This window comes from Flavipsychrobacter sp. (assembly GCA_041392855.1).
Classification (GTDB): Bacteria; Bacteroidota; Bacteroidia; order Chitinophagales; family Chitinophagaceae; genus UBA5543.
The window spans coordinates 2,053,394-2,074,538 of sequence record JAWKLD010000001.1; the positions used below are offsets into that span (position 1 = coordinate 2,053,394).

General features: G+C 37.7%; 20 protein-coding genes. 13 read left to right on the forward strand and 7 right to left on the reverse strand.

What is annotated here, in order from left to right; translation table 11 throughout:
- Nucleotides 1-22: 22 nt before the first annotated feature.
- Complete coding sequence (locus R2800_09470; protein MEZ5017267.1) at nt 23-457, forward strand: DUF2958 domain-containing protein; 435 nt, start codon at nt 23-25, stop codon at nt 455-457.
- A 54-nt stretch (nt 458-511) separates the two neighbouring features.
- Here R2800_09470 and R2800_09475 read toward each other — a convergent pair whose 3' ends face one another.
- From R2800_09475 to R2800_09500, 6 genes are all read right to left on the reverse strand, one after another.
- A complete protein-coding gene (locus R2800_09475; protein ID MEZ5017268.1) occupies nt 512-781 on the reverse strand; it encodes a hypothetical protein in 270 nt (89 codons plus the stop codon).
- A gap of 1 nt (nt 782) precedes the next feature.
- The gene (locus R2800_09480) at nt 783-1,052 is read right to left on the reverse strand and encodes a helix-turn-helix domain-containing protein (protein ID MEZ5017269.1); all 270 of its coding nucleotides are present in this window, start codon (nt 1,050-1,052) and stop codon (nt 783-785) included.
- 101 nt (nt 1,053-1,153) lie between these two features.
- Nucleotides 1,154-1,720: a hypothetical protein gene (locus tag R2800_09485; protein ID MEZ5017270.1), complete on the reverse strand. Its 567-nt coding sequence runs from the start codon at nt 1,718-1,720 to the stop codon at nt 1,154-1,156.
- Between the two features lie 527 nt (nt 1,721-2,247).
- The gene (locus R2800_09490) at nt 2,248-2,691 is read right to left on the reverse strand and encodes a lipocalin family protein (protein ID MEZ5017271.1); all 444 of its coding nucleotides are present in this window, start codon (nt 2,689-2,691) and stop codon (nt 2,248-2,250) included.
- Nucleotides 2,692-2,717: 26 nt separating this feature from the next.
- Nucleotides 2,718-3,215 carry a hypothetical protein gene (locus R2800_09495; protein ID MEZ5017272.1) on the reverse strand — a complete coding sequence of 166 codons (498 nt, stop codon included), beginning with the start codon at nt 3,213-3,215 and terminating at the stop codon, nt 2,718-2,720.
- Between the two features lie 10 nt (nt 3,216-3,225).
- Nucleotides 3,226-3,885 carry a recombinase family protein gene (locus tag R2800_09500; protein MEZ5017273.1) on the reverse strand — a complete coding sequence of 220 codons (660 nt, stop codon included), beginning with the start codon at nt 3,883-3,885 and terminating at the stop codon, nt 3,226-3,228.
- A gap of 351 nt (nt 3,886-4,236) precedes the next feature.
- Between R2800_09500 and R2800_09505 the strand changes: the two genes are divergently transcribed.
- The 5 genes from R2800_09505 (at nt 4,237) to R2800_09525 (ending at nt 9,522) form a co-directional block, all read left to right on the forward strand.
- Nucleotides 4,237-5,016, forward strand: coding sequence for a hypothetical protein (locus R2800_09505; protein ID MEZ5017274.1), 780 nt, complete (start codon nt 4,237-4,239; stop codon nt 5,014-5,016).
- A gap of 162 nt (nt 5,017-5,178) precedes the next feature.
- Nucleotides 5,179-6,414 carry a hypothetical protein gene (locus tag R2800_09510; protein ID MEZ5017275.1) on the forward strand — a complete coding sequence of 412 codons (1,236 nt, stop codon included), beginning with the start codon at nt 5,179-5,181 and terminating at the stop codon, nt 6,412-6,414.
- Between the two features lie 13 nt (nt 6,415-6,427).
- A complete protein-coding gene (locus tag R2800_09515; protein ID MEZ5017276.1) occupies nt 6,428-7,615 on the forward strand; it encodes an HNH endonuclease signature motif containing protein in 1,188 nt (395 codons plus the stop codon).
- Between the two features lies 1 nt (nt 7,616).
- Nucleotides 7,617-8,897, forward strand: a complete 1,281-nt coding sequence (locus R2800_09520; protein ID MEZ5017277.1) for a hypothetical protein — start codon at nt 7,617-7,619, stop codon at nt 8,895-8,897.
- A 157-nt stretch (nt 8,898-9,054) separates the two neighbouring features.
- Complete coding sequence (locus tag R2800_09525) at nt 9,055-9,522, forward strand: JAB domain-containing protein (GenBank protein MEZ5017278.1); 468 nt, start codon at nt 9,055-9,057, stop codon at nt 9,520-9,522.
- Nucleotides 9,523-9,549: 27 nt separating this feature from the next.
- On the opposite strand, the gene R2800_09530 is transcribed toward R2800_09525, so the two are convergent.
- Nucleotides 9,550-10,278: an SOS response-associated peptidase gene (locus R2800_09530; GenBank protein ID MEZ5017279.1), complete on the reverse strand. Its 729-nt coding sequence runs from the start codon at nt 10,276-10,278 to the stop codon at nt 9,550-9,552.
- Nucleotides 10,279-10,434: 156 nt separating this feature from the next.
- On the opposite strand from R2800_09530, the gene R2800_09535 reads away from it, so the two are divergent.
- From R2800_09535 to R2800_09565, 7 genes are all read left to right on the forward strand, one after another.
- Nucleotides 10,435-11,196 (forward strand): Error-prone repair protein ImuA, encoded by a 762-nt coding sequence (locus tag R2800_09535; GenBank protein ID MEZ5017280.1) that lies wholly within the window; start codon nt 10,435-10,437, stop codon nt 11,194-11,196.
- Between the two features lie 2 nt (nt 11,197-11,198).
- Complete coding sequence (locus tag R2800_09540; GenBank protein ID MEZ5017281.1) at nt 11,199-12,695, forward strand: DNA polymerase Y family protein; 1,497 nt, start codon at nt 11,199-11,201, stop codon at nt 12,693-12,695.
- Between the two features lie 11 nt (nt 12,696-12,706).
- Entirely contained in the window at nt 12,707-15,931 is a 3,225-nt protein-coding gene (locus tag R2800_09545) for an error-prone DNA polymerase (protein MEZ5017282.1), read from the forward strand.
- A gap of 86 nt (nt 15,932-16,017) precedes the next feature.
- The gene (locus R2800_09550; GenBank protein MEZ5017283.1) at nt 16,018-17,301 is read left to right on the forward strand and encodes a hypothetical protein; all 1,284 of its coding nucleotides are present in this window, start codon (nt 16,018-16,020) and stop codon (nt 17,299-17,301) included.
- Nucleotides 17,282-18,283: a hypothetical protein gene (locus R2800_09555; GenBank protein MEZ5017284.1), complete on the forward strand. Its 1,002-nt coding sequence runs from the start codon at nt 17,282-17,284 to the stop codon at nt 18,281-18,283. The genes R2800_09550 and R2800_09555 overlap by 20 nt, the downstream gene beginning before the upstream one ends.
- Nucleotides 18,283-20,079 (forward strand): metallophosphoesterase, encoded by a 1,797-nt coding sequence (locus tag R2800_09560; protein ID MEZ5017285.1) that lies wholly within the window; start codon nt 18,283-18,285, stop codon nt 20,077-20,079. The genes R2800_09555 and R2800_09560 overlap by 1 nt, the downstream gene beginning before the upstream one ends.
- Nucleotides 20,080-20,138: 59 nt before the next feature.
- Entirely contained in the window at nt 20,139-21,128 is a 990-nt protein-coding gene (locus tag R2800_09565; protein MEZ5017286.1) for a DUF4365 domain-containing protein, read from the forward strand.
- Nucleotides 21,129-21,145 lie beyond the last annotated feature (17 nt).

Consider the following 21,145-nt stretch of genomic DNA (forward strand, 5'->3'; position numbering starts at 1 on the left):
TAATTTTGATATATAATATGGTATGCTGGTAGTCACAGATAAGGAGCGAGGTATGGAGCTGTTTACACCAGACCAGTATGAGCAGCTAATCTTTAATGGTAAGTCTGGGCAAGCTCATTTGGATGTCATACCTGTCGCTTATATCGTATGCCCAAAACACAATTATAGCTGGCTGGTTACAGAATTATATGAGCATGATCCTAATTTGGCATTTGGCTTGTCGCAATTCAGTAAAATAAATACCCGTGCCCGTAATCTACCAACCCCTAAGTTTGGGCTATTCAGTCTCAATGACATTGACAACTTAGTAAACAGTGGCGGACAAATACTCAATAATTTGGGATTTACCACAGGCGATAAAATATCAGTATTTAAAAGCATTGCCGATGAACTTGGTTTTCTTGTGGCCAATGAAGAAGGTTTTTCTACTCATTTTAGGAAATATAGGCTTGAATAATAGCTAAAAAGCATCAACCATTTTAGCGAGTATATTATACTCAATTTTTGGACACTACCTGTCTGGTTCATATGTGTCTTTACCCTTATCCGGGTCAATATCTTTTCCTTCCACATCTCTATTCTGCAACCATTTAGGCATACGTTCTGCTTTTTCTGCTATGTATTGTTCTCTGCCATCCAAGAAACCATCCCCACGTTCAGATTGACGCATGGCTTTTGCTAAATGGTCAGCAAGGTCAGGATATTGTTGCATCAGAATATAAGCTTCATTAAACCCCTCTACATAGTCGGGGTGTGGGTCAAATTCAAATTCTCTTTCCATGTTAAAAGGTGTTTACGGCGTTTTTTTCTAAATATTCGTTGATAGAATCCCGGTCATACAGAATAACTTTTCTCTGAGGCTGGCTAAATCTAATTTTTCCAGTATCACGTAATGTCTGTAAACTTGTTTTGCTTTTAATATTGAGTAACTGCATAGCCTCCTGGGGAGGTATCCATTTCTTGTATGGTTGCTCGTTGGGGGATTGTAACCTGCTCACGACAATTTCTACGAGTTGAAATAGTGCAGGCTCTTCAAGACAAATAACGTTCATGTTTTCAGGTTTTAGGTAATGCAAATATAGGAACTTTTGCAATAGCCTATATCACCTTTTGTATTCCGGTCTTATTCGGAAAGCGTATAACCTTTACTGGCCTACTTTGCTTTTGCCAGTTTCAATAACAGATTTTCAGCAGAAACCTTTGATGCTAATTTATCGAACTCCCTCTCTTTAACTAAAACAATACTGTATGCCGTTTCGCTTAATAATTCACTTGATGCAGAGAGTTGTAATCTACACTCCTTATTACCAAGAACAGAAAAAATAGGTCTAAGATTTAAGGTTTCTAAATAAGTAAACTTCTTTTCAAAACTGTCATACATCCAAACCTCTACTATTGGAAATGCAACATCCATTTCCTTTATGGTGTAGGAAACATCATTCTCTTTTACTGTTTTCTTCCATTCAGTAAATTTTGCTTTTGCCTTTAATAATGCTTCAATAAATGCACTATGATTTTTATCAAACTTAAAATAATACCTGTCTTTTAAAATGCCGCTAAAGACTTCAAGATATAGTATAGGTTTATTGTCTGGATTGGTTGAAGCTCTAATATTAAAGGACTGTCCTAAATTGGCACAATAATATTTATCAACTTTCTCTTGAGCAGATACCGCTAGTATAAAAACTGAAAATAATATTGTTAGCTTGAGTTTTACCATCCTACTAATGTTTACATGAGATATTTTATTCTTCTAAATTATACAATATTGTTTTAGTCATCGTCCTTCTATCAATTGTAATTCGTTGCGACGCTCCGTTTATCGTTCGTTCTTCCATTCAACAAAAAAGCCGACCCGAGAACAGGTCAGCCCCTATAAACCCTATCACCATGAAAACTCTTTGTGAAACACTCAAATATATTTAATCAGATTTACTGTGCAAACTTTTTTCTTTGTCCTATTCAGCCTTTGAGACCGCTAAGATAGGCACAGCCTGAACGAACAAACAAGGTCGAGCCTTTAGGGTTTGACGAAAACAATCTCCATTTGCATTGACAAGTAATATTGAAGTACAAATAGTATTCTTTTCGCCAAAACCTTGTTTGTTCGTTCATGCTGTACACAAGAGTTGCTTATCAAAGACTAATGAGGTTTTATGCAGAATAGCTTGTTCTATTTTGCCCACTTATAAAATAACAAAGGGAGTATAACACTCCCTTATTATACTTAGTCAGCATCGAAATTGACTATTTTCTTTTCCATGTCAGCGTATATATACGAGTATCAACTGGCATTTCATATTTAAGATACGTTTCGTCTAATTGAATAACTTTAACTACTGTAAATTCTGTAGTGGCATCCTGTTTAAATTCCAATGTAGGGTAGCTTGTCATTTTCCATGTACCTGTGCTTGTTTGTGCATCCATGCTATCGCACTTTACAGCACCTTCATCGGCAAGCATTGTTCCGTCCGCATTGAATGTAACAAGATTATCCTTAGAACAATCAGGTAATGTACTTGGATTGCCCGCTTCATTACTAACAGAGGATTCAATCTTCCAAGTTCCCTTTAATAATTCCGAAGGTGTTTTTTCTGGTGTCGGGTTTGGGTTGCTCGGTGTTGTGGTATTCTCCTTAGAGCAGGATGCTAGTAAGGCACAAAATGTCATTAATTTGATTATCCGTTTCATTGTCCTTGCTATTTAGTGAGCGTAAATTATTTGCGTTTGTAGTAATAGGTTTTAACTGTCGAATAATTGAACCAACTGGAATGCGTGGCATAGACTGCAAAATGGTTGTTGTCAATTTTGTGGAAAGTACCGTCACCATATAGTTGACCAGGGCCATGCTTGTATTTAAAGTGCTTTGAGTTCATGTCTATAGCCCATTCTTCTTGTTTGTATATCTCACCTTTACTGCATGTATCAGGCCCTTCATCCATAAGATAGGTACGGTCAGCACTAAATATATATGTGTCGTCTTGGCCGCAGGGATAAGGAACCCCGTCTTTGACTTCACCCAAGTCTGAACCATAAAAGACACTATCAACAAGTCTTTCAAGTACCCATGACCCAACAACCATCTGTTCATACTCATTCAGTGAATTGCTTGGCTCTGGATTGTTATTACCTGGATTGGAATTTGCATTGTTGCCCTTTTTTGAGCATGAAAGCAGCATCAATGCTGCAAATACGAAGAGTAGTAATCGTTTCATTTATTATAGTTTAGTTTTTAATGTTTAGCCTTTTTATTCTTTTAATAAGGTTATGCACTGTATTAGGATGCCACTTCTTATTTCTATAGGTTGTCACTTTTAGCCGATTTAGTTCTCCTGTAATCCCTCTGATTGTCCTAATCCCATTTGTTTGTATTTGTTCTATTATTGGTTTCATCTTTTCAGCGAAGCAATCTGCTTCACGGTGATTTTTTTTTGACAACACATCACGACCATGTTTACCTAACTTTACACCTCTTGCCTTTGCGGCTCTTAGTGCTGCGGTTGTTCTTTTGCTAATCTGTACACGTTCATGTTGAGCAAATGCAGCCATGATATGTATTATCAAATCTTCTGCATAAGGGTTATCAACAGCTTTGAAATCAACTCTTGATTCCATCAATGTAGATATGAACTTTACATTCCTGGCTAATCTGTCCAGCTTGGCAATTAAAAGTGTGGCATTAGTTGCCTTACATCTTCTGAGTGCCTTAGCAAGTATTGGTCTGCTTGCCTTTTTCCCTGACTCAATTTCAATGAACTCTTTATCTAACAAATAGTCGTTTACCTTAATGAAGTCTGTAACAGACTTCTTTTGTGCTTCCAGCCCTAAGCCACTATGTCCTTGTCTTTCGGTAGATACCCGATAATACGCTACGGCTTTTCTCATGTCTGACCATTTTACTTTGTGTTCCAGACAGTGATCTGTACATAAGTAAACCAAGGTTTATATTTGTACAGCTTTGGGTCTGAAAGTTGGAGAACTGGGAAGCTTGTATAGTCGGAAACCTATATAAATACAAGGGTTGAGAAAACTATGGGTGCTGACAATGCGATGAATAAAATACCATTTTGTCCATATACATACGTTGGTTTGTATACGAACAAATATTCTCGATATTTTTTGTTACAGAATAGTATAGCTGACAATTAATATTGCTGTCTTTCCAAGTGAGACTAGCAGAACATGTCAATGTATGCATTGTTTAACCTATATCAGGAATTTCTTTAGTTTTGATATATGGAGATAAACAGTCTAGACAACTTAATACAAGAGGGTTCAAAATTGTTTAAAGGCAGTGATGCGGTTGAAACACATAGTCGCTTTGAACGTTGGATAGATCATGTTTTGGATTGGCTTAATAAGTCATATCCCAATACTGGTTTATCTGGACTTTGGCTTAGTTTAGGCCATTCATTACTAGTTACAAGCCAAGGATATTCAAACGATGATAATACATGGGCGCACTTTCAAGGTGTTGTTCAACAACGTATGAATTGGCTTGGCAATATTGGTGTTGAAGCTGCAAAAATTCGCAACTCCACACCTGTTACAACCCAAGAACAAGCTTCGTCTTCTGGACGGAAGGAAATAAAATTGGAATTGACTTCCAGTGCCTACATTGACCCTAGCAGAATTGAAAACTTGTTAGCATTAAAAAGTACAGAGTTTGACCTGTCAAAACTCATTCGACTATGCGAAGAGCTAAATCTTGCATTTGCAACGGAGTCTTATTTAAGTATGCCAATGTTGACACGTGCAATCATGGATCACATCCCACCAATATTTGGATTCAAGACCTTTAAAGAACTTGCAAATAGCTATGGGGATGGTGGCAAATCCTTTAAAGATCAAATGCAACATTTGGAGAATTCATCCAGGAAAATAGCTGATGGATATCTTCATACACCAATAAGACAATCTGAATCGTTGCCAACAGTAACACAGGTGAATTTTTCAAACATAATTGATAGTCTTCTCGCCGAAATAGTCAGAGTGTTAAAGGTTCCCTCAAAATAACAAATAAGCATTAGCATCCTGGCATTGACTCTAATAAGAGTTCATTCATTATATCCCAGTTTAACCACACCTACGTTTTATAAAAGCTGATTTCACCAATATTCGTATACTCGCTTGTTTCAATTATTGAAATATGAGATATTTGAATCTTAAAACATACCAATGAAAGCAGTCTTCCTCTTTTTATTATTTATCTCTAGTTTTTATCGTTTAGTCGCACAGAACTATGTAAATACTAGCGAAATACAAACAATTGTCGAACAGCGAACTATTTATCTAAACGGAGGTGCTAGAGCGGCAGTTGGTGGTAAATCCAGGGTAATAATTCCGGTGAACTTACCTCCTGGAACAGTTAAGTGGTATTACAGCTTTACAACAAGCTCTGGGGAAAGCGGCTCTGCAAATCTACATTTGCTAACTCAACTATCTGCGTTGATTCTTGACCCTTCTGGCCTTACTAAATCAGCACTTTCCAACATTGAAATCCCCCAAGGTTCAACAAGTATTGATGTATATCTTCTGGATAAAAATAATGCTGATGCCTTTTTAAATAAAGTTGATAATTACGAAGGTTCATATCGCTACTACAATGATGGTTACGTTACGAATACCAAACAAGCTTTAGTACCAGTGAACTTTAAATCGGATAATACAATCTATATCGGTCTCAAAAATCCGAGCACATTAGATGGTGTGAATATTACAATTGAAGTCGTTGCAGAAATTAACAAACAGGTTTACCAGGATGTATGGGTCTCTCAAAGTATAGACAAGTTATACTTATCGTGTATGGACAACTTTGTTATGAAGTCGAAAGAGGTAGAACGAATTTGTGAATGCTATAAACAAGAAGTAACATCAGCATATAGTCCATCTACATATGACATTTTATCAGCTACTGAAAAAAAGCATATTTATTCTTCTAAAATTGAAGAGTGTCTAAAGAGCACTGGAAACCAGGCCGTGCTAGGACAGGAAAAAACACTTATAGAAACTATCGAACTTTACCGGGGTCAAAATATTACAAAGGACTATGAAGGTCAGGAGCAAACTATATTTAAGCTGATATCTTTAGGCGCTGACGACTACAATATTTATAACAGTCTAGGATTTTGTCAACTTTGCTTAAAAAAATATGAAGATGCAAAGAAAAGCCTGACAATTGGACTTGGTAAAAACCCTACTGATTTATTCCTTCTTGGCAACTTGGCCAATTATTATTTATTGACGGATCAATACGATCAAGCGATTAAAATATACTTACCGAATAAAAATAAAAAACTACTTGACAAGCGAAAGTTTAAAGACGCGGTTTCAGATGATCTTAAGGAGTTCGAACGCCTAGGAATTGTCAATAGTAATTTTAATCGATTAAGGCGTGATCTAAAAATAGACTAACATCACTTTTGCCATGACAAAGGAAGATTATTATAAAATCAGTCGAGACCAGAAGTTACCTTTGAGGTGTCCTTGTTTAAATAACTGTGTTAGATATCGTGACACAGCATACTTTATTGGTGTGACTTGCTACAAGCCGAGGGCTCACAGTGTTGAAGAAGCAATGCTAGAAATGGGAATATTGGGACACGACGAGGATATTAGTAAGATGCTAAATGCAGGCGAGCCAGTTACAATGATTGGAGGAAGTCGCTCATTTTGGATTAGTAATGGATGTCCAGAATTCTTTTTACACCCACATCAACACAAGTTAGTTGAAATGAAAGACCTAGCTGTTCATCAATATTCATATGATAAAGAATATAAGACAGAGAAGTGTAGACCCGGAGAATCTCGACATTATACGGAATGTGCTGAATATTCATTATTTACTTCAAAAAAAGTGAGAACCAGTAGTAATCGAAAGAAGGTTTCTCCAAAAGTTAAGGCAATACTGCAAAAAGAAATTAACTCGCAATGCCCTATCTGTTTTGACGACAACGTAGAACACTTTGAGATACATCACATTGATGAGGACAGAACAAATAACGAAGAACGCAATCTATTAATGGTCTGTAGAAATTGTCACTCTAAGTTCACCAAAGGAGATATTTCAATTGACCAAGCGAAAGAAATCAAGACTAATTTAAAAAAAGACACTTTCAACATTCAATGTCTGTCAGTTAATATTGACTCTTCAAGTTGTTCATGGAAGCGATATGATGAGCCTAATGCTTTTTATGATGATAATAATGAAAAAAGCCGCTATCCCATTCTTCAATTCTCAGTTGTAAATAACTCAAAGCAAACTGTTCTTTTAACTGGCATTGAACTAAAGTCAAAAAAACTACCGAGTGGCATATCTGGTATCCCTAAGCCATATGAATTGAAGTCTTTAGCAACTTATAAAATCCTGCTACCTTCTGGACAGGATATAAGTAAGTACTCGTTAGAGAACGAACTAGTCCTATATAAAGAAAGTGCGGCTAAATTTTCGATTGAACCTTATTTGCAAATTTGTGGTAAGAAGTATCCACCGAACGGACGAATGATACTATACTTCACATTTATATTTAACAACAACATCAGAGTTCCCGTTTCTGATATCTTCCTAAATTGTAAAGACGATAATGAATCATTCACTATTGCGATAATCAGCTAAAATGGATTCGATAGAAAAAGGGCGATTAGGAGAGAGTTTTGTAAATCAAATCGCTTTCAGGTCATTTCTGAAATACTGGTGCTATCCCGCACCTTTGGATATCGTAAAAGACAATAAGGAGATATGTGATCTGCTAATAGTCTTTAAAGATGTATGTTTTATTATTTCAGTCAAAAACTATTCCTTCAAAGGAGACTATCAGCAGTATTTTAAAAAAACCACTGATAAAGCTATCCGTCAGATAAAAGGAGCAGAGCGCACTCTATTTCGAAATGATGTGCCTGTACTTTTAAAGCACCCAGATCGTGATGCTGAGGTATTCCAAAGTGAGATAGTTAAAGAAACATATCGAATAGTAATAAATATCAGTACTGATGTTAAGTACTATCAGACTTCTTTTTATTTGAATGAGCAAAGCTATACAGTTATGGATGCCGCGGCTTGGTTTGCAGCTTTAGAAGAGCTTAACTCAGTTCCTGACTTTACAAACTACATATCAAAACGCTGTAAATTATTTGGGAAATACCCCGCGTTTATTATGCCGCGTGAGGAGTATGATATCTCTGATAATGATAAATTAAATATCCAACACGATGTTACAGATTCGATGAAAATCTACAATGGTGTTACTATAATTAGTGGGTCAGAATTGGATCTCATAGCTATTTACTTTGAACAAGGCTATAAATTTTCTGACGATTTGCAAAAAAGTGATGATGTTCAATCGCATGTCCTCAAAATAGATGGTAGATGGGAAGCTTTTCAAAATTCGAAAATCACAGAAATAAAGGAAGATTACGAAAAAGAAAGCTATTTTATTGATGAACTTGTAAGAGAATTTTTGATAGCACAAAAAGATGGACATCACCTTGCCGCAATGTTTTTTCAGCTAGACCGATTAGACAGAGCAGCTTTTGCGAGGACATTTCTTGAGTATCATGGCAATGTAGGTACTGGCACAAAGCTGAATCGTACTCATGTTGTTTTCCCATTCATGCACATGGTTTTCATTTATTTTGAAGATGGTTATCCAACTGAAGAACTACAGAGCTTTTTAGAGATAAGTTTACATCATCATCATTATCTTTTTAATTCTGCATGCAAACAAGTTGGAGCATTAGGAATGTCTAAATCAACTAATGAATTTCTATTTGGATATGCCGAAATAGATGAGCCTTACACAGCAGAGGAAATTGAAAAAATGAAAATACAATTTAGTAAGCTTGGTTGGAAGACTGATCACGTTAATACCGAGGACATAGAGTTTAAAGATGAATACTAGTGGCTTAGCTATTTAATATCCACCGCAGATACTGCATGACCGTATGAAGAGCGATGATTTAACGCTCTGCTTATTGTTATATACCTGCTTTAATTTCACAATAAAAATACCCCGAATCATCTTAGCTATGCTTTGTAACTCAATAGTGAGGTGAACGATGTTATACGAAGCATTATATAAGATTTCAGAAGTAGAGCTAGTTTATAGGACTAAGGTCAAGGCTTCTGAACGCCCCACAGTCAAATCCTCCATAGATGCGTATAACATCTTATTACAGTATTGGGACGGTAATAAAATTGAATTACTGGAACAATTTAAGATTCTGCTGCTTAATCGTGCGAGTAAAGTGATAGGAATTAGCGAAATATCTTCCGGCGGTTTAACCGGAACTGTTGTTGACCCTAAAATTGTTTTTTCTACTGCTTTAAAAGCTAATGCAGCGAGCATAATCCTGTCTCACAATCACCCTTCGGGTAATTTGCAACCTAGTAAAGAGGATACGGCTTTAACTACCAAGATGAAAGAAGCTGGAAGTTTTTTAGACCTGCGTGTGCTGGATCACATCATTGTGACAAAAGAGGGGTATTACTCTTTTGCGGATGACGGTGCACTCTGTATACCTTGAATGAAATTACAAACCCTAAGATTATAGTTAAAATAAGGTACCAGTACTTGGGGGCAAGTCATATGGGACGGGCTTTTGAATTTCAGGAACATTCGTATCAATCCCACGCTGGCTGATAGCTTTTGAAATTGTATGAGCTTGCAGCAATCCGTCAGGGCATGGGCGCATAATATCTGCTATTTCCTGTTTATCTAGTTGCCCAAGCCATTTATCACGCTCTTCTGGCAACACTATAAATGGCATACGCTTTTTGTTGTTGTGAATTTCAGCCATAAGATCGTTAGCGGGTGTGGTAATAATACTTACCGTTGTCATTATTTCACCAGTATCTGGGCGCGCCCAGTTTGAATATATACCGCCAAAGGAAAATGGCTGATGATTGGGCATATAGATATAATGTGGAATCTTATTTTTCCCGTTATCCCGCCATTGCCATTCATAAAAACCATCGACCCAGATTAAACAGCGATTTTTGCCAATATAGTTTTTGTATGAAGCTGTCGTGAAGACCTTTTCGCATCTTGCATTCAAGGTCATGTCTGCGATTTCTTTTGCTCTTGCTGATTCGTGTACCCAACCTGGTACAAGTCCCCAGATACCACCATCCACGACAAGTGGATGTTCGTTAGTTGTCACTGGTATAAACTTGTGATCAAAACCAGAGAGGTGATAATAAAAGGCAGCATTTTTTACGTCATAGCCAGGTAGATATTCTTTTAGCTTTGGCTCAACCGCAGTAGAGGTATGGTAGCACATTATTAGTCTGTTTTGTTTGAAGGGTTATACCTGTAAAAATAAATATTTCCCCTTGTTGGCTTGGATATACATGGTTTGCATTCAAAATATAGACATGTGTACAATTTATTTTCTCATTATTTGTACATTTGTGCAATAATTGCAAAACAAACACTTATGGAACGTGCTAAAGTAATCACACCTATCGGCTACTCGTCCAGTAAATCTGGGCTCATTGAAAAATTACAGCAGGAAGTATATGCCTTGCAACGTTTCAAAAAAACAAAATCTGATGTACCAGAATTAGGACTTGGACCAATTGCTGACGCTTTTCCACAAAATTCATTCCCAATTGGTGCAATTCATGAATTTATCAGCTATAAAGTAGCCGATGCAGCCGCAACAACAGGCTTTATAGTCGCTCTTGCAGGAAGACTAATGCAGCAACAAGGCACTTGTCTTTGGGTCAGCACAAGGCGAACACTTTATCCACCATCGCTAAAACAATATGGCTTAGATGCTTCTCGTGTAATTTGTGTAGACCTATCACGACAAAAGGACGTACTATGGGCAGTTGAAGAAGCATTAAAATGTCAATCGTTGTCACTTGTCATTGGTGAATTGAGTGATATGAATTTCAATGACTCAAGACGTTTGCAACTTGCTGTCGAGCAAAGTAATGTAACCGGATTGCTGCATCGCTATAACCCACGCTCAGAAAACACACTTGCTACAGTAGCTCGTTGGAAAATCACTTCATTACCAAGTCACAATGATACAACAGTGCCAGGCATGGGGTTTTCACAGTGGCATGTACAGCTATCAAAAGTCAGAAATGGGAAGCCAAATTCTTGGGATGTCCAATGGTCTGCAAAAGGCTTTCAGCATCTATTACCGAAAACAGACAAAACTCAAATTCAAAAACGCAAAACCGCGTAATAATGGCAAAGCGTTTTGTTTCTATATGGTTCCGTTACTTAACAACGGATTGGCTCACCCGTCGCAAGCCTGAGCTAAAGAATATACCGTTTGTATTTGCAGCCCCAGAGCGAGGACGAATGGTTGTCAAAGCTGTTAATCCTATAGCATCTGCAAATGGCATCTCTCCTGGTATGGTGGTTGCTGATGGAAGAGCCATATTGCCTAGTTTACAAGTGTTCGACGACCAGCATGGCAAGGATGTTACGCTGCTTACTGCAATAGCTGAATGGTGCATTCGCTATACACCCATAGCAGCAATTGACCCACCTGATGGACTTATCTTGGATGTAAGTGGTTGCACTCATCTTTGGGGTAGCGAGCTACAGTATCTAAAAGATTTACTAGGAAGGTTAAGTGCATTCGGTTACTCAGTAAGGCCGGGTATGGCTGATACTATTGGCTGCGCGTGGGCAATTGCCCGCTTTGGTCTGTCAAACCCGGTTATTGAATCTGGTAAGCAGGTTGAAGCACTTAATCTGTTACCACCTGCTGCACTTCGTCTGGAAACCTCAACAAATGAACGACTAAATAAACTTGGGTTAATCGAGATTGGAAAGTTTATGACCATGCCTCGTTCAGCACTAAGAAGACGTTTTGGGCAGTCCTTACTATCCCGTTTAGATCAGGCTCTAGGGCAAGAAATAGAGGTGTTGGTGCCTGTTAAACCAATAGAACCTTATCAGGAACGTCTTCCAAGCCTTGAACCTGTCCGTACTGCACAAGCGATTGAATATGCGTTACAAGAGCTTCTCGATAAAATTTGTCAAAGATTGACAGCAGAAGAGAAGGGGATTCGAAAGGCAGTGTTTAAGTGTTACCGCATTGATAATAACATACAGAGTATCGATATAGGGACAGCGAAAGCATCTCGCAATGCCATGCATTTATTCAGACTTTTTGAAATCAAAATCGGGCAGATTATGCCAGCCTTGGGGATTGAACTTTTTGTCTTAGAGGCAACTGTTGTAGAGCATTTATCTAGTAATCAAGAAGCTATCTGGAATTTCAGCTACAACCGCCAAAAGGAACTTGCAGAATTACTTGACCGCATTGCCGTAAAAGTCGGTATGCATACTATTCACCGCTATTTGCCAGATGAGCATCATTGGCCGGAACGTTCATTTAAAGAGGCGAAGTCACTGGAAGAAGAAGCAACCACAACATGGCAAGATGATTTACCGCGTCCTGTACATTTATTACGTGATCCTGAATTAATTGAAGTGACAGTTGCAATGCCTGACTATCCACCAATGTTATTTAAGCACAAAGGGAATTTGTATCGAGTCAAAAAAGCAGATGGGCCGGAACGTATAGAACAGGAATGGTGGATTGAGCAGGGATTATATCGGGACTATTATTGTGTTGAGGATGACAAGGGCGCACGATATTGGCTGTTTCGTTTAGGCCATTATCTTAATCATGAACCTAAATGGTTTATACATGGCTTTTTTGCTTAAACCTAAAAAAGATGAGCTATACAGAACTACAGGTCACGTCAAATTTCAGTTTTTTACGTGGGGCTTCGCACCCAGAAGAACTCATAAACTATGCTGTAGAGCTGGGGTATGAAACAATTGCTATCACAGACCGCAACACACTTGCTGGAATTGTCCGTGCCTATAGTGCTGCAAAGAAAGCAGGCATCCGTCTCATTGTTGGCTGCCGCCTTGATCTGGTTGATGGTATTAGTCTTTTGGCTTACCCCACCAACAAAGATGCTTATTCACGGCTTTCAGGCTTGCTGTCAACAGGTAATTTGCGTACAGAAAAAGGCAGATGCGATTTATACAAAGCTGATGTATTTGCAGCAGCACAAGGGATCAAGTTTATTATCGTGCCACCAAATACAATTAATAGCGAGTTCGAATTTGAAGCAGATTTCATCAAAGCTGTTTCAGAGTATAGAAAGCAATTTGGCAATCATGTTTATTTAGGCGCATCACGCACCTATCAAGCTAATGATGCAAAGCGTTTATTCAGACTTGCTCAATTATCAGACCAGTTTGACATCCCACTTGTCGCAGTGAATGACATACATTATCATATACCTGAACGCCGCGAATTGCAGGACATCATGACCTGTGTGCGTGAGAAATGCACAATCTATAATGCAGGCTATCGCTTACATCAAAACGCCGAACGTTATCTCAAAACGACAAAAGAGATGCAAAGGCTGTTCATGCAATACCCTGATGCCATTACACGCACGCAGGAAATTGCCGAAGCTTGCCAGTTTTCTTTAAGTGAACTCAAATATGTTTATCCAGAAGAGATCACAAACGGCAGACCGCCTTACGAAGAGCTTGTCGACCTTACCTGGCAAGGCGCAAAAGATTTTTATGGTGAGCCGTTACCTGAAAAAGTTATTACAAATATTAATCACGAACTAGCTTTTATTAGTGAGATGGATTATGCACCTTATTTTCTAACGGTGTATGATATTGTACGTTTTGCTCGAAGTAAGGGAATTCTATGTCAAGGGAGAGGGTCGGCAGCAAACTCAACAATCTGTTTCGTTCTAGGCATTACATCGGTCGATCCTACCAAATTTGATTTGCTTTTCGAACGCTTTATATCATCCGCACGCGATGAACCACCAGATATTGACGTGGACTTCGAGCATGAACGTCGCGAAGAAGTAATCCAGTATATCTATGAGAAATATGGACGTGACCGGGCCGGGATTGTCGCTACAGTCACACAGTTGCATCAAAAAGGTGCAATACGTGACGTAGCTAAAGCAATGGGGATGTCCGTTGACGCTATCAACCGACTGTCAAAATCACTTTGGGAATTTACCGATGAATGGTTTGAACGTAAACGTATCAGTGATCAGGGCTTCAACCCTGAAGACAAGCATCTTCTTAAAGTATTGGAACTGACCAAACAGTTTATGGGTTTTCCGCGCCAGCTAGGACAGCATACTGGCGGCTTTGTTATTACACAGGATAAGTTAACTGATTTATGCCCTATTCTGAATGCAAGGATGGAAAACCGTACTAACATTGAATGGAATAAAGATGATATAGATGCGCTTGGGTTTTTAAAAATTGACGTGTTGGCTTTAGGCATGTTGACCTGCATCCGGAAGGCATTTGACCTAGCTAAAAAACATTACGGATTGACATTAACCTTAGCAAATATACCGCAGGATGATCCTGCTGTTTATGAAATGGTTGGACATGCAGACACCATCGGCGTTTTTCAGATCGAGAGTAGGGCGCAGCAATCCATGCTGCCTCGTCTAAAACCCAAAAACTTTTACGACTTGGTAATTGAGGTAGCAATCGTTCGACCAGGGCCGATACAGGGTGACATGGTGCATCCATATCTACGCAGGCGAAATGGAGAAGAACCTGTAACCTATCCATCCAAAGACCTTGAAAAAATATTGGGAAGGACTTTAGGTGTACCACTATTCCAAGAACAAGTCATGAAAATTGCCATCATTGCCGCAGGATTTACACCTGCCGAAGCAGATGAGCTACGCCGTAGTATGGCAACTTTTAAAGCCAAGGGAACAGTCAACCAGTTTGAAAAACGTCTGATTAATGGCATGTTGGAACGCGGCTACACTCATGAATTTGCAACTCGCATCATGCGTCAACTAGAGGGTTTTGGAGCATATGGATTTCCTGAAAGCCATGCTGCCAGTTTTGCATTACTAGTGTATGTATCCTGTTGGATTAAATGCTATTATCCTGACATATTTTGTACGGCGTTACTGAACAGCCAGCCAATGGGCTTTTATCAACCAGCCCAACTTGTGAGTGATGCACGTAACCACAGAGTTGAGGTAAGACCAGTAGATATCAATTATTCTTTTTGGGACAATACGCTTGAAGAACAAGTCGGAAAATTCAGAGCAGTACGTCTTGGCTTTCGTCAGGTTAAAGGTCTCCGCGTAGAAGATATGACGGTTCTAGTCGCTAGCAGGCGTAAACACTTCACCAGAATTACAGAATTAATGGACGCTGGTGCTTCATTATCAGCAATCGAAATGCTGGCAGATGCTGATGCCTTCCGGTCTATCGGGCTCGACCGCAGACAAGCCTTGTGGTATGTGTCTGCCCTAGCTGATAGACCAAACGGCATCTATACTGGGCAAAGCTCCGAAAGTGTGGCTGAAAATTGTATTAAACTTCCACCCATGGCACTTTCCGAACATGTTTTACACGATTACGGTAGTATGTCGCTATCTCTCAAAAAGCACCCAGTCGACTTCGTTCGTGAGAAACTAACACAGCTTAATGTCCTGACTACGGCTCAGCTTGTCGATTGTAAAAATGGAGAGAGTGTAAAAGTATCTGGGCTAGTACTCGTTCGTCAGCGCCCAGGCACTGCCGCTGGGGTGTGTTTTATCACAATTGAGGATGAAACTGGCTTTGCAAACCTTGTGGTTTGGCAAAGCTTGTTTGAAACTTATCGAAAAGAAATATTGCGGGCTACATTATTAATGGTTGAGGGCAAGCTACAAAGAGAAGGGGAGGTAACACATGTAATTGTAAGTAAATGCCATGATATATCGAAGATGTTGAAAAAACTTGGAGAGGTTCAAAAGAATCATCACAAGTTGCAACTTAGATCTTGTGCTGACAACCGGGAATGCACTTTTGTAGACGAGCGTAAGCCAACACGTGAGAAACTGACTAATCAAGGTGAAATTTTCTCAAAAGGCAGAAATTTTAAATGACACACATTAACCTTATGCGCATATAGCTCTCGAAATAACATGTCAACACTAACTAATATTTATAATATTTTATAATTTCACTAAAGATGGCTACTACAACGTCAATATTAAAGGCAAATATACCTTTGACCCCATATAGATTCTACACCGATTTTCTAGAAGAAGTTGCAAACTTTTACAAGAATCCGGCACAAGAGCCTATTATCTTTAAACTTTTTGAGAAAGGTGATGACGAGATATTTAATTCAACGTATAGAATCGACCCAATTGTAATTCCGCTTTTATTAAGCCTAGTCCAACAATTAAAGAGATATCACAATAGCCCATTACAACTTCTACTATACAATAATGTTGCAACAATACCAGTACTAGAATTCCTGTTTAAGTCACAATTCTTTTTCATCGCAGGGAATGGTGAATTTGTTTCTTCGCCACATGGTCGATCTATACTTGAATTTGATAAGTTATACCTTGGTTCATTTCATGGAAAAAAATTTCGCAAGGAACACTTGGTTCGAGCATATTCTATAACTGACGACGACTTACAAGATGACTTATCACGCTATGAAAAAGAACATGAGAAAATAGAAACCGACGAGGATATGCGTGATTTTTTAATATCGCATTACACCTACAAAACAAGAGAGCATTTCAATGAACTACTTGGTCTTAATGCATCCACACGCGAGGTCCAAAATATCTATATGGATATTCTGACGGAACTAATTACGAATTCAGTACTATACTCAGGAACAGACACTTTTGCACTAATGTTCGTCGATCGATTTAGTACAAAATTTTCAATTTCAGATAATGGTGTCGGATTTGAAAACTCAATGGCAAAAAAGAGTTCGCTACCCTACTATCTTTTTGGTGATCTTATTGCAGATTTAGAAAAAAACAGTGTAATAAGAGCTATCCCAAAGCTTATTCTGCGAAATCTATTTGTAGTGTTAGAAGTTTTGTATTACTCATCACTGAAGTCCAGAAGGGGTCTATTTGATTTGATGATGAATGTCGTTTTAAACAGCAACGGATATTTTAGAATCCACTGTGAAAATAGTCAGCTAATAATTTCCAATAGAATGAAGGACGAGTTGTATACTCTTAATAATATAAGAACTTCAATTTATAAACTACATACAGACAGAGAGTTTCAAAAAATCACAGTAGAAGAATGTGAAAGAAAAATAAAGGAATATACAACACCTATGAAAGCAGCCTTTATTACATTTTATGAAAGACTAGCAGGAAAATATACTGAAGATATTAAATACTCTTCAATTAGATTTTATAAAGTCAAATTTCGAGGTGTACATCTTGAAGTAGAGATACCTAATCCACAAAATCATGGTAATATCGGCAATTAATACGGATAATTACATTTATGTCAACCTTCATGCTGAAGAGGTTGTAACTTCCAATTTTATTGCGGATGACAATGTTGGGATATACGGTAATAGGTTACAAATAATAACATTAAAACGAATTATTGAATACATAAAATCACAAAAAACTGCAAAAGCAATTACATTCGATTGCAAATTTTTAAGAGCATGTCAACAAAACCTCAACAAAGTACTAGTTGAACTAAAAAATGAAGGTTATAAAATTGTATTCCTTCACTTGCAGAAATCTCTTTGTGACGAACTATCACTATCTACTATAACAAATGAAAAAAATCAGCTAGACGGCGACGAATATAGAAAATTCTATTTCTTCGAGGATGGACATGACCCTTTCACAAATGTTGGAATAAATGCTGCTCGACTATTCGAATTAACATTCAAGGAAAAAATAAAACAATTTATTGAACCGCATAAAAAACCGCATACCTCATCATACATCTATCTAACTTCTTACGTTGACATTAAAAAGTTCATTAGTTACGAAAAGGAATTTGTACTATTTTCACTCTATAGATTAGCGTCAAAGATACAATTAGAATGGGGTCAAGAAATCGGCATGAAACCTATTCTAATTTGCCAAAGCCTGAACAGTGCCTATATCGTTTCAGTCCTTTCTAATCTTTTGCAATTAGACATTTTAATCCTCGACAAAATAGGTCCAGTCAATAAATTATACAACAGAATTGACAGCACGATAATTAAAGATCGAAAATACATAGTGGTGTCTGATCTGGTCTGCCTGGGTACTGAAGTAAAAATAGTTAAAAACTTAATACAGTTTATCGGCGGTCGCTACCTCGGGAATGTCGCAATAATAAAAACTGAAACACTAAGCAAAAGCGACATCCTTAGAAGTGAAGCAACGATAGCAGTTTTCTCTATTAACAGAGATAATAATAAAGAGCTAGGATATGGCATAACTACAAACTTAGAATTGATTTAATGACGAAAGTGATAATCCATATATCTGACCTCCATGTGAGTACTAAAGTCAAAAATGATGGCAGGGTAAATGATAGCATCAATTCATATCTCACAACTGATGCAAACACAGAATCTGCGTTCAACTTCATCGATGAGTTTCTTGACTCCATTAAAAAGGAGTTTAAAGATGCAACATATTTTTTACTAGTGACCGGAGACATCGCAGACACTGGTTCAGTAACTGAGTATGAATCAGCATCAACTTTTCTAAAAAGAATAATTTCGGGCTTAGGAATCAAGATCAGCGAATGTCTCATATTACCGGGAGATCACGATGTGCATAGACTATCTCTACTTAAAGAATTAGATGAAAGGCCAAATAACTCATCCCATCTACTAAACGAAATTAAATTTAAAAACTTTTCTACTTTCTATACGGATGTTACAAACGAAGAATATCAATTCAACAATATCATCATAAAACATATTGCAGTTGATCCTCTACTAGTTCTAATTGGCCTAAATTCTAATTACAAAATTGATGCAGCTGGCGGGGAAGGATACGTACCAGTAGAAACTTTTAAGGCAGAAATAGAGGCTCTAAAAGAAAAGTATGATTGCAAAAGAGTACAGTTTGTATTGGCTTGGCATCATAACTTTACTGCTGGCTTTGAAGACACAAATCGAGGCCAATGGGAGAGGGAAAACAGACAGCATTTTCTGGATGAGCTACAGCGACAAAATATTAAGGTAATTCTAACTGGAAATGAGCATACCAGTAACTCTAGAAAAGTCGAATCTATAGAAACTAGTGATTGCGGCTCATTAACAAGTATCCCACATGATGCTGCATTTAAGGTCTACCCGGTCAATGTTACAGAGGAACAAATTTCATTAGGCAATGTAATATTTGGATTGCAAAAAACGCAAGATAATAGCTCTCCATTTTTTTGGCAACGGCGAGATAATGGCCCCGCTAAACAACCCCAAGAGTTTGTGTTGTTTGTAAAAAACAAACAAGAAATAGAAGCTGCAATAGAGTTACCACATTCTGAAAATGCAGAACTATCGTCAAATGAAAAATTAGGGGGGTCTATTCAGTCAAAGTCTATATACAGAAACGAAGGAATTTCAGATTACTTGTATTCGATTGTGAAAGACAAAAAGCTATTCCACTCTGGACATTTCCACTGGAGTGAAACATCTAGAGCCCATAATTGGATTGATATTACAAAGCTCTTAGAGGACAACAGCGATTTATACTTCTCACAGACGGCAATAATGGATATCATTGATAAGCTTAATCTCGCAGAAGATTGTCAATTAATAATTGGCTTGGGTTATGAAGGAAATATATTATCCAGTAAAGCCTCAATTAAATATAACATCCCATACACCTCGCTCCCTTATTCGTATCGCTACGATGATCATCATGACTATGAAAAGAAGTTGAATTTCGAAAACACAACTGGAGAATTTAAAACTATAATAATTGTAACAGACGTAGTAAATGACGGACGTACAATTAGAAAACTTATTGAGCGTGAGAAAGGCTTTTTCGATAATGTGAAACGCGTAATCGTACTGTCATTATTCTACACCGGTACACAAGAACTTAATTCAGACATTCTGAATTATAAAAATTTACCAGCAGAACACGACTTCGAAAGCGATTATGAAGTTGATAATATTGAGTTTTATACGGTTACGTCATTACGCGTTGAAAGATGTCCTTATGGGGCAAATTACAAAACTGAGTGTTTTATTTATCGGGATGATCTTAGCTGCGTTCATCTATTCTATAATGAAAGTTGACACGATAACCATCCTACCTGTAACAAAATGTTGCTGAAATGGCATCAAATAACTAAAAGATGACGGCACGTAGAAAACAAAGAGTTCTTCAACATATAATGGAGGACGAGTCATATAAAATAATAAAACAGCAGATTCCTGCGGAATGGGTAGTAAGAGATTTCAATAGACCAGACTACGGAGTGGATTTAGTTATTGAATTATTCGAGAAGACTGAAGGCGAATTGGCTGAGACTTTAGGTGAATTTATCTATGTGCAAGTAAAATCTATATCGTCGATTCCAAAGAGGGAAATAACTCTTTATGATGTCGAAAACGTAGCTAAGGGAGTATGGACAGAAGACAAAACTAAATCTGTCAATATTGAATGTGTAACTTATAGATATGATACCAACTCAATCTTGACTGTTCAGGCTCTTGGTGGAAGTATTTCTTTTCTTCTTTTTCTAGTGGATATATCCACACGTGAGGTGTATTTCGTTTGTATGAATGATTATATTGAAAAAATCATTCTGCCTAAGGATTCAAATTATGCAGATCGACAATCCGTGTTGATAACAATCCCCACGCTAAATCGCTTATCAAATAAAGTAGTTACAGCTGCTGCATTGGGCTTTTACGGCAAACGTTCTAAACTACTTGGTGCCTTCTCAAAATTTTCTTACCAAAAAAATGAAATAGCCCATCTTTTGGGATTCAAAGACTATCCTGTCAAGACACTGCGTGATGATGTCGAAAAGCGAGTTGAGAATGATATTCAAAAGATAAAAGTTCAACTGCTATACTTTATTGCACAAATCGAAGATATGGATATCTGGAGATACAAATACTGGAATGTGTTGCCATTAGCTCATGCAGATCTAAAGAGTGTAAAAAATCTATTGCAAAATGACAGACAGGATTGGGATGTTTTGAAAAGCATGATTATTATTTTGTGGCATCACCTAACAAACCTGGGAACAATGTATGAAGAAATTTGCCGAGAGTGGTTTCTTCCTAAAAAAATCAGTATTGAATTATCTTACCCATTGTTAAAAATAAACGAGTAGCAAATCACAAGCTATAT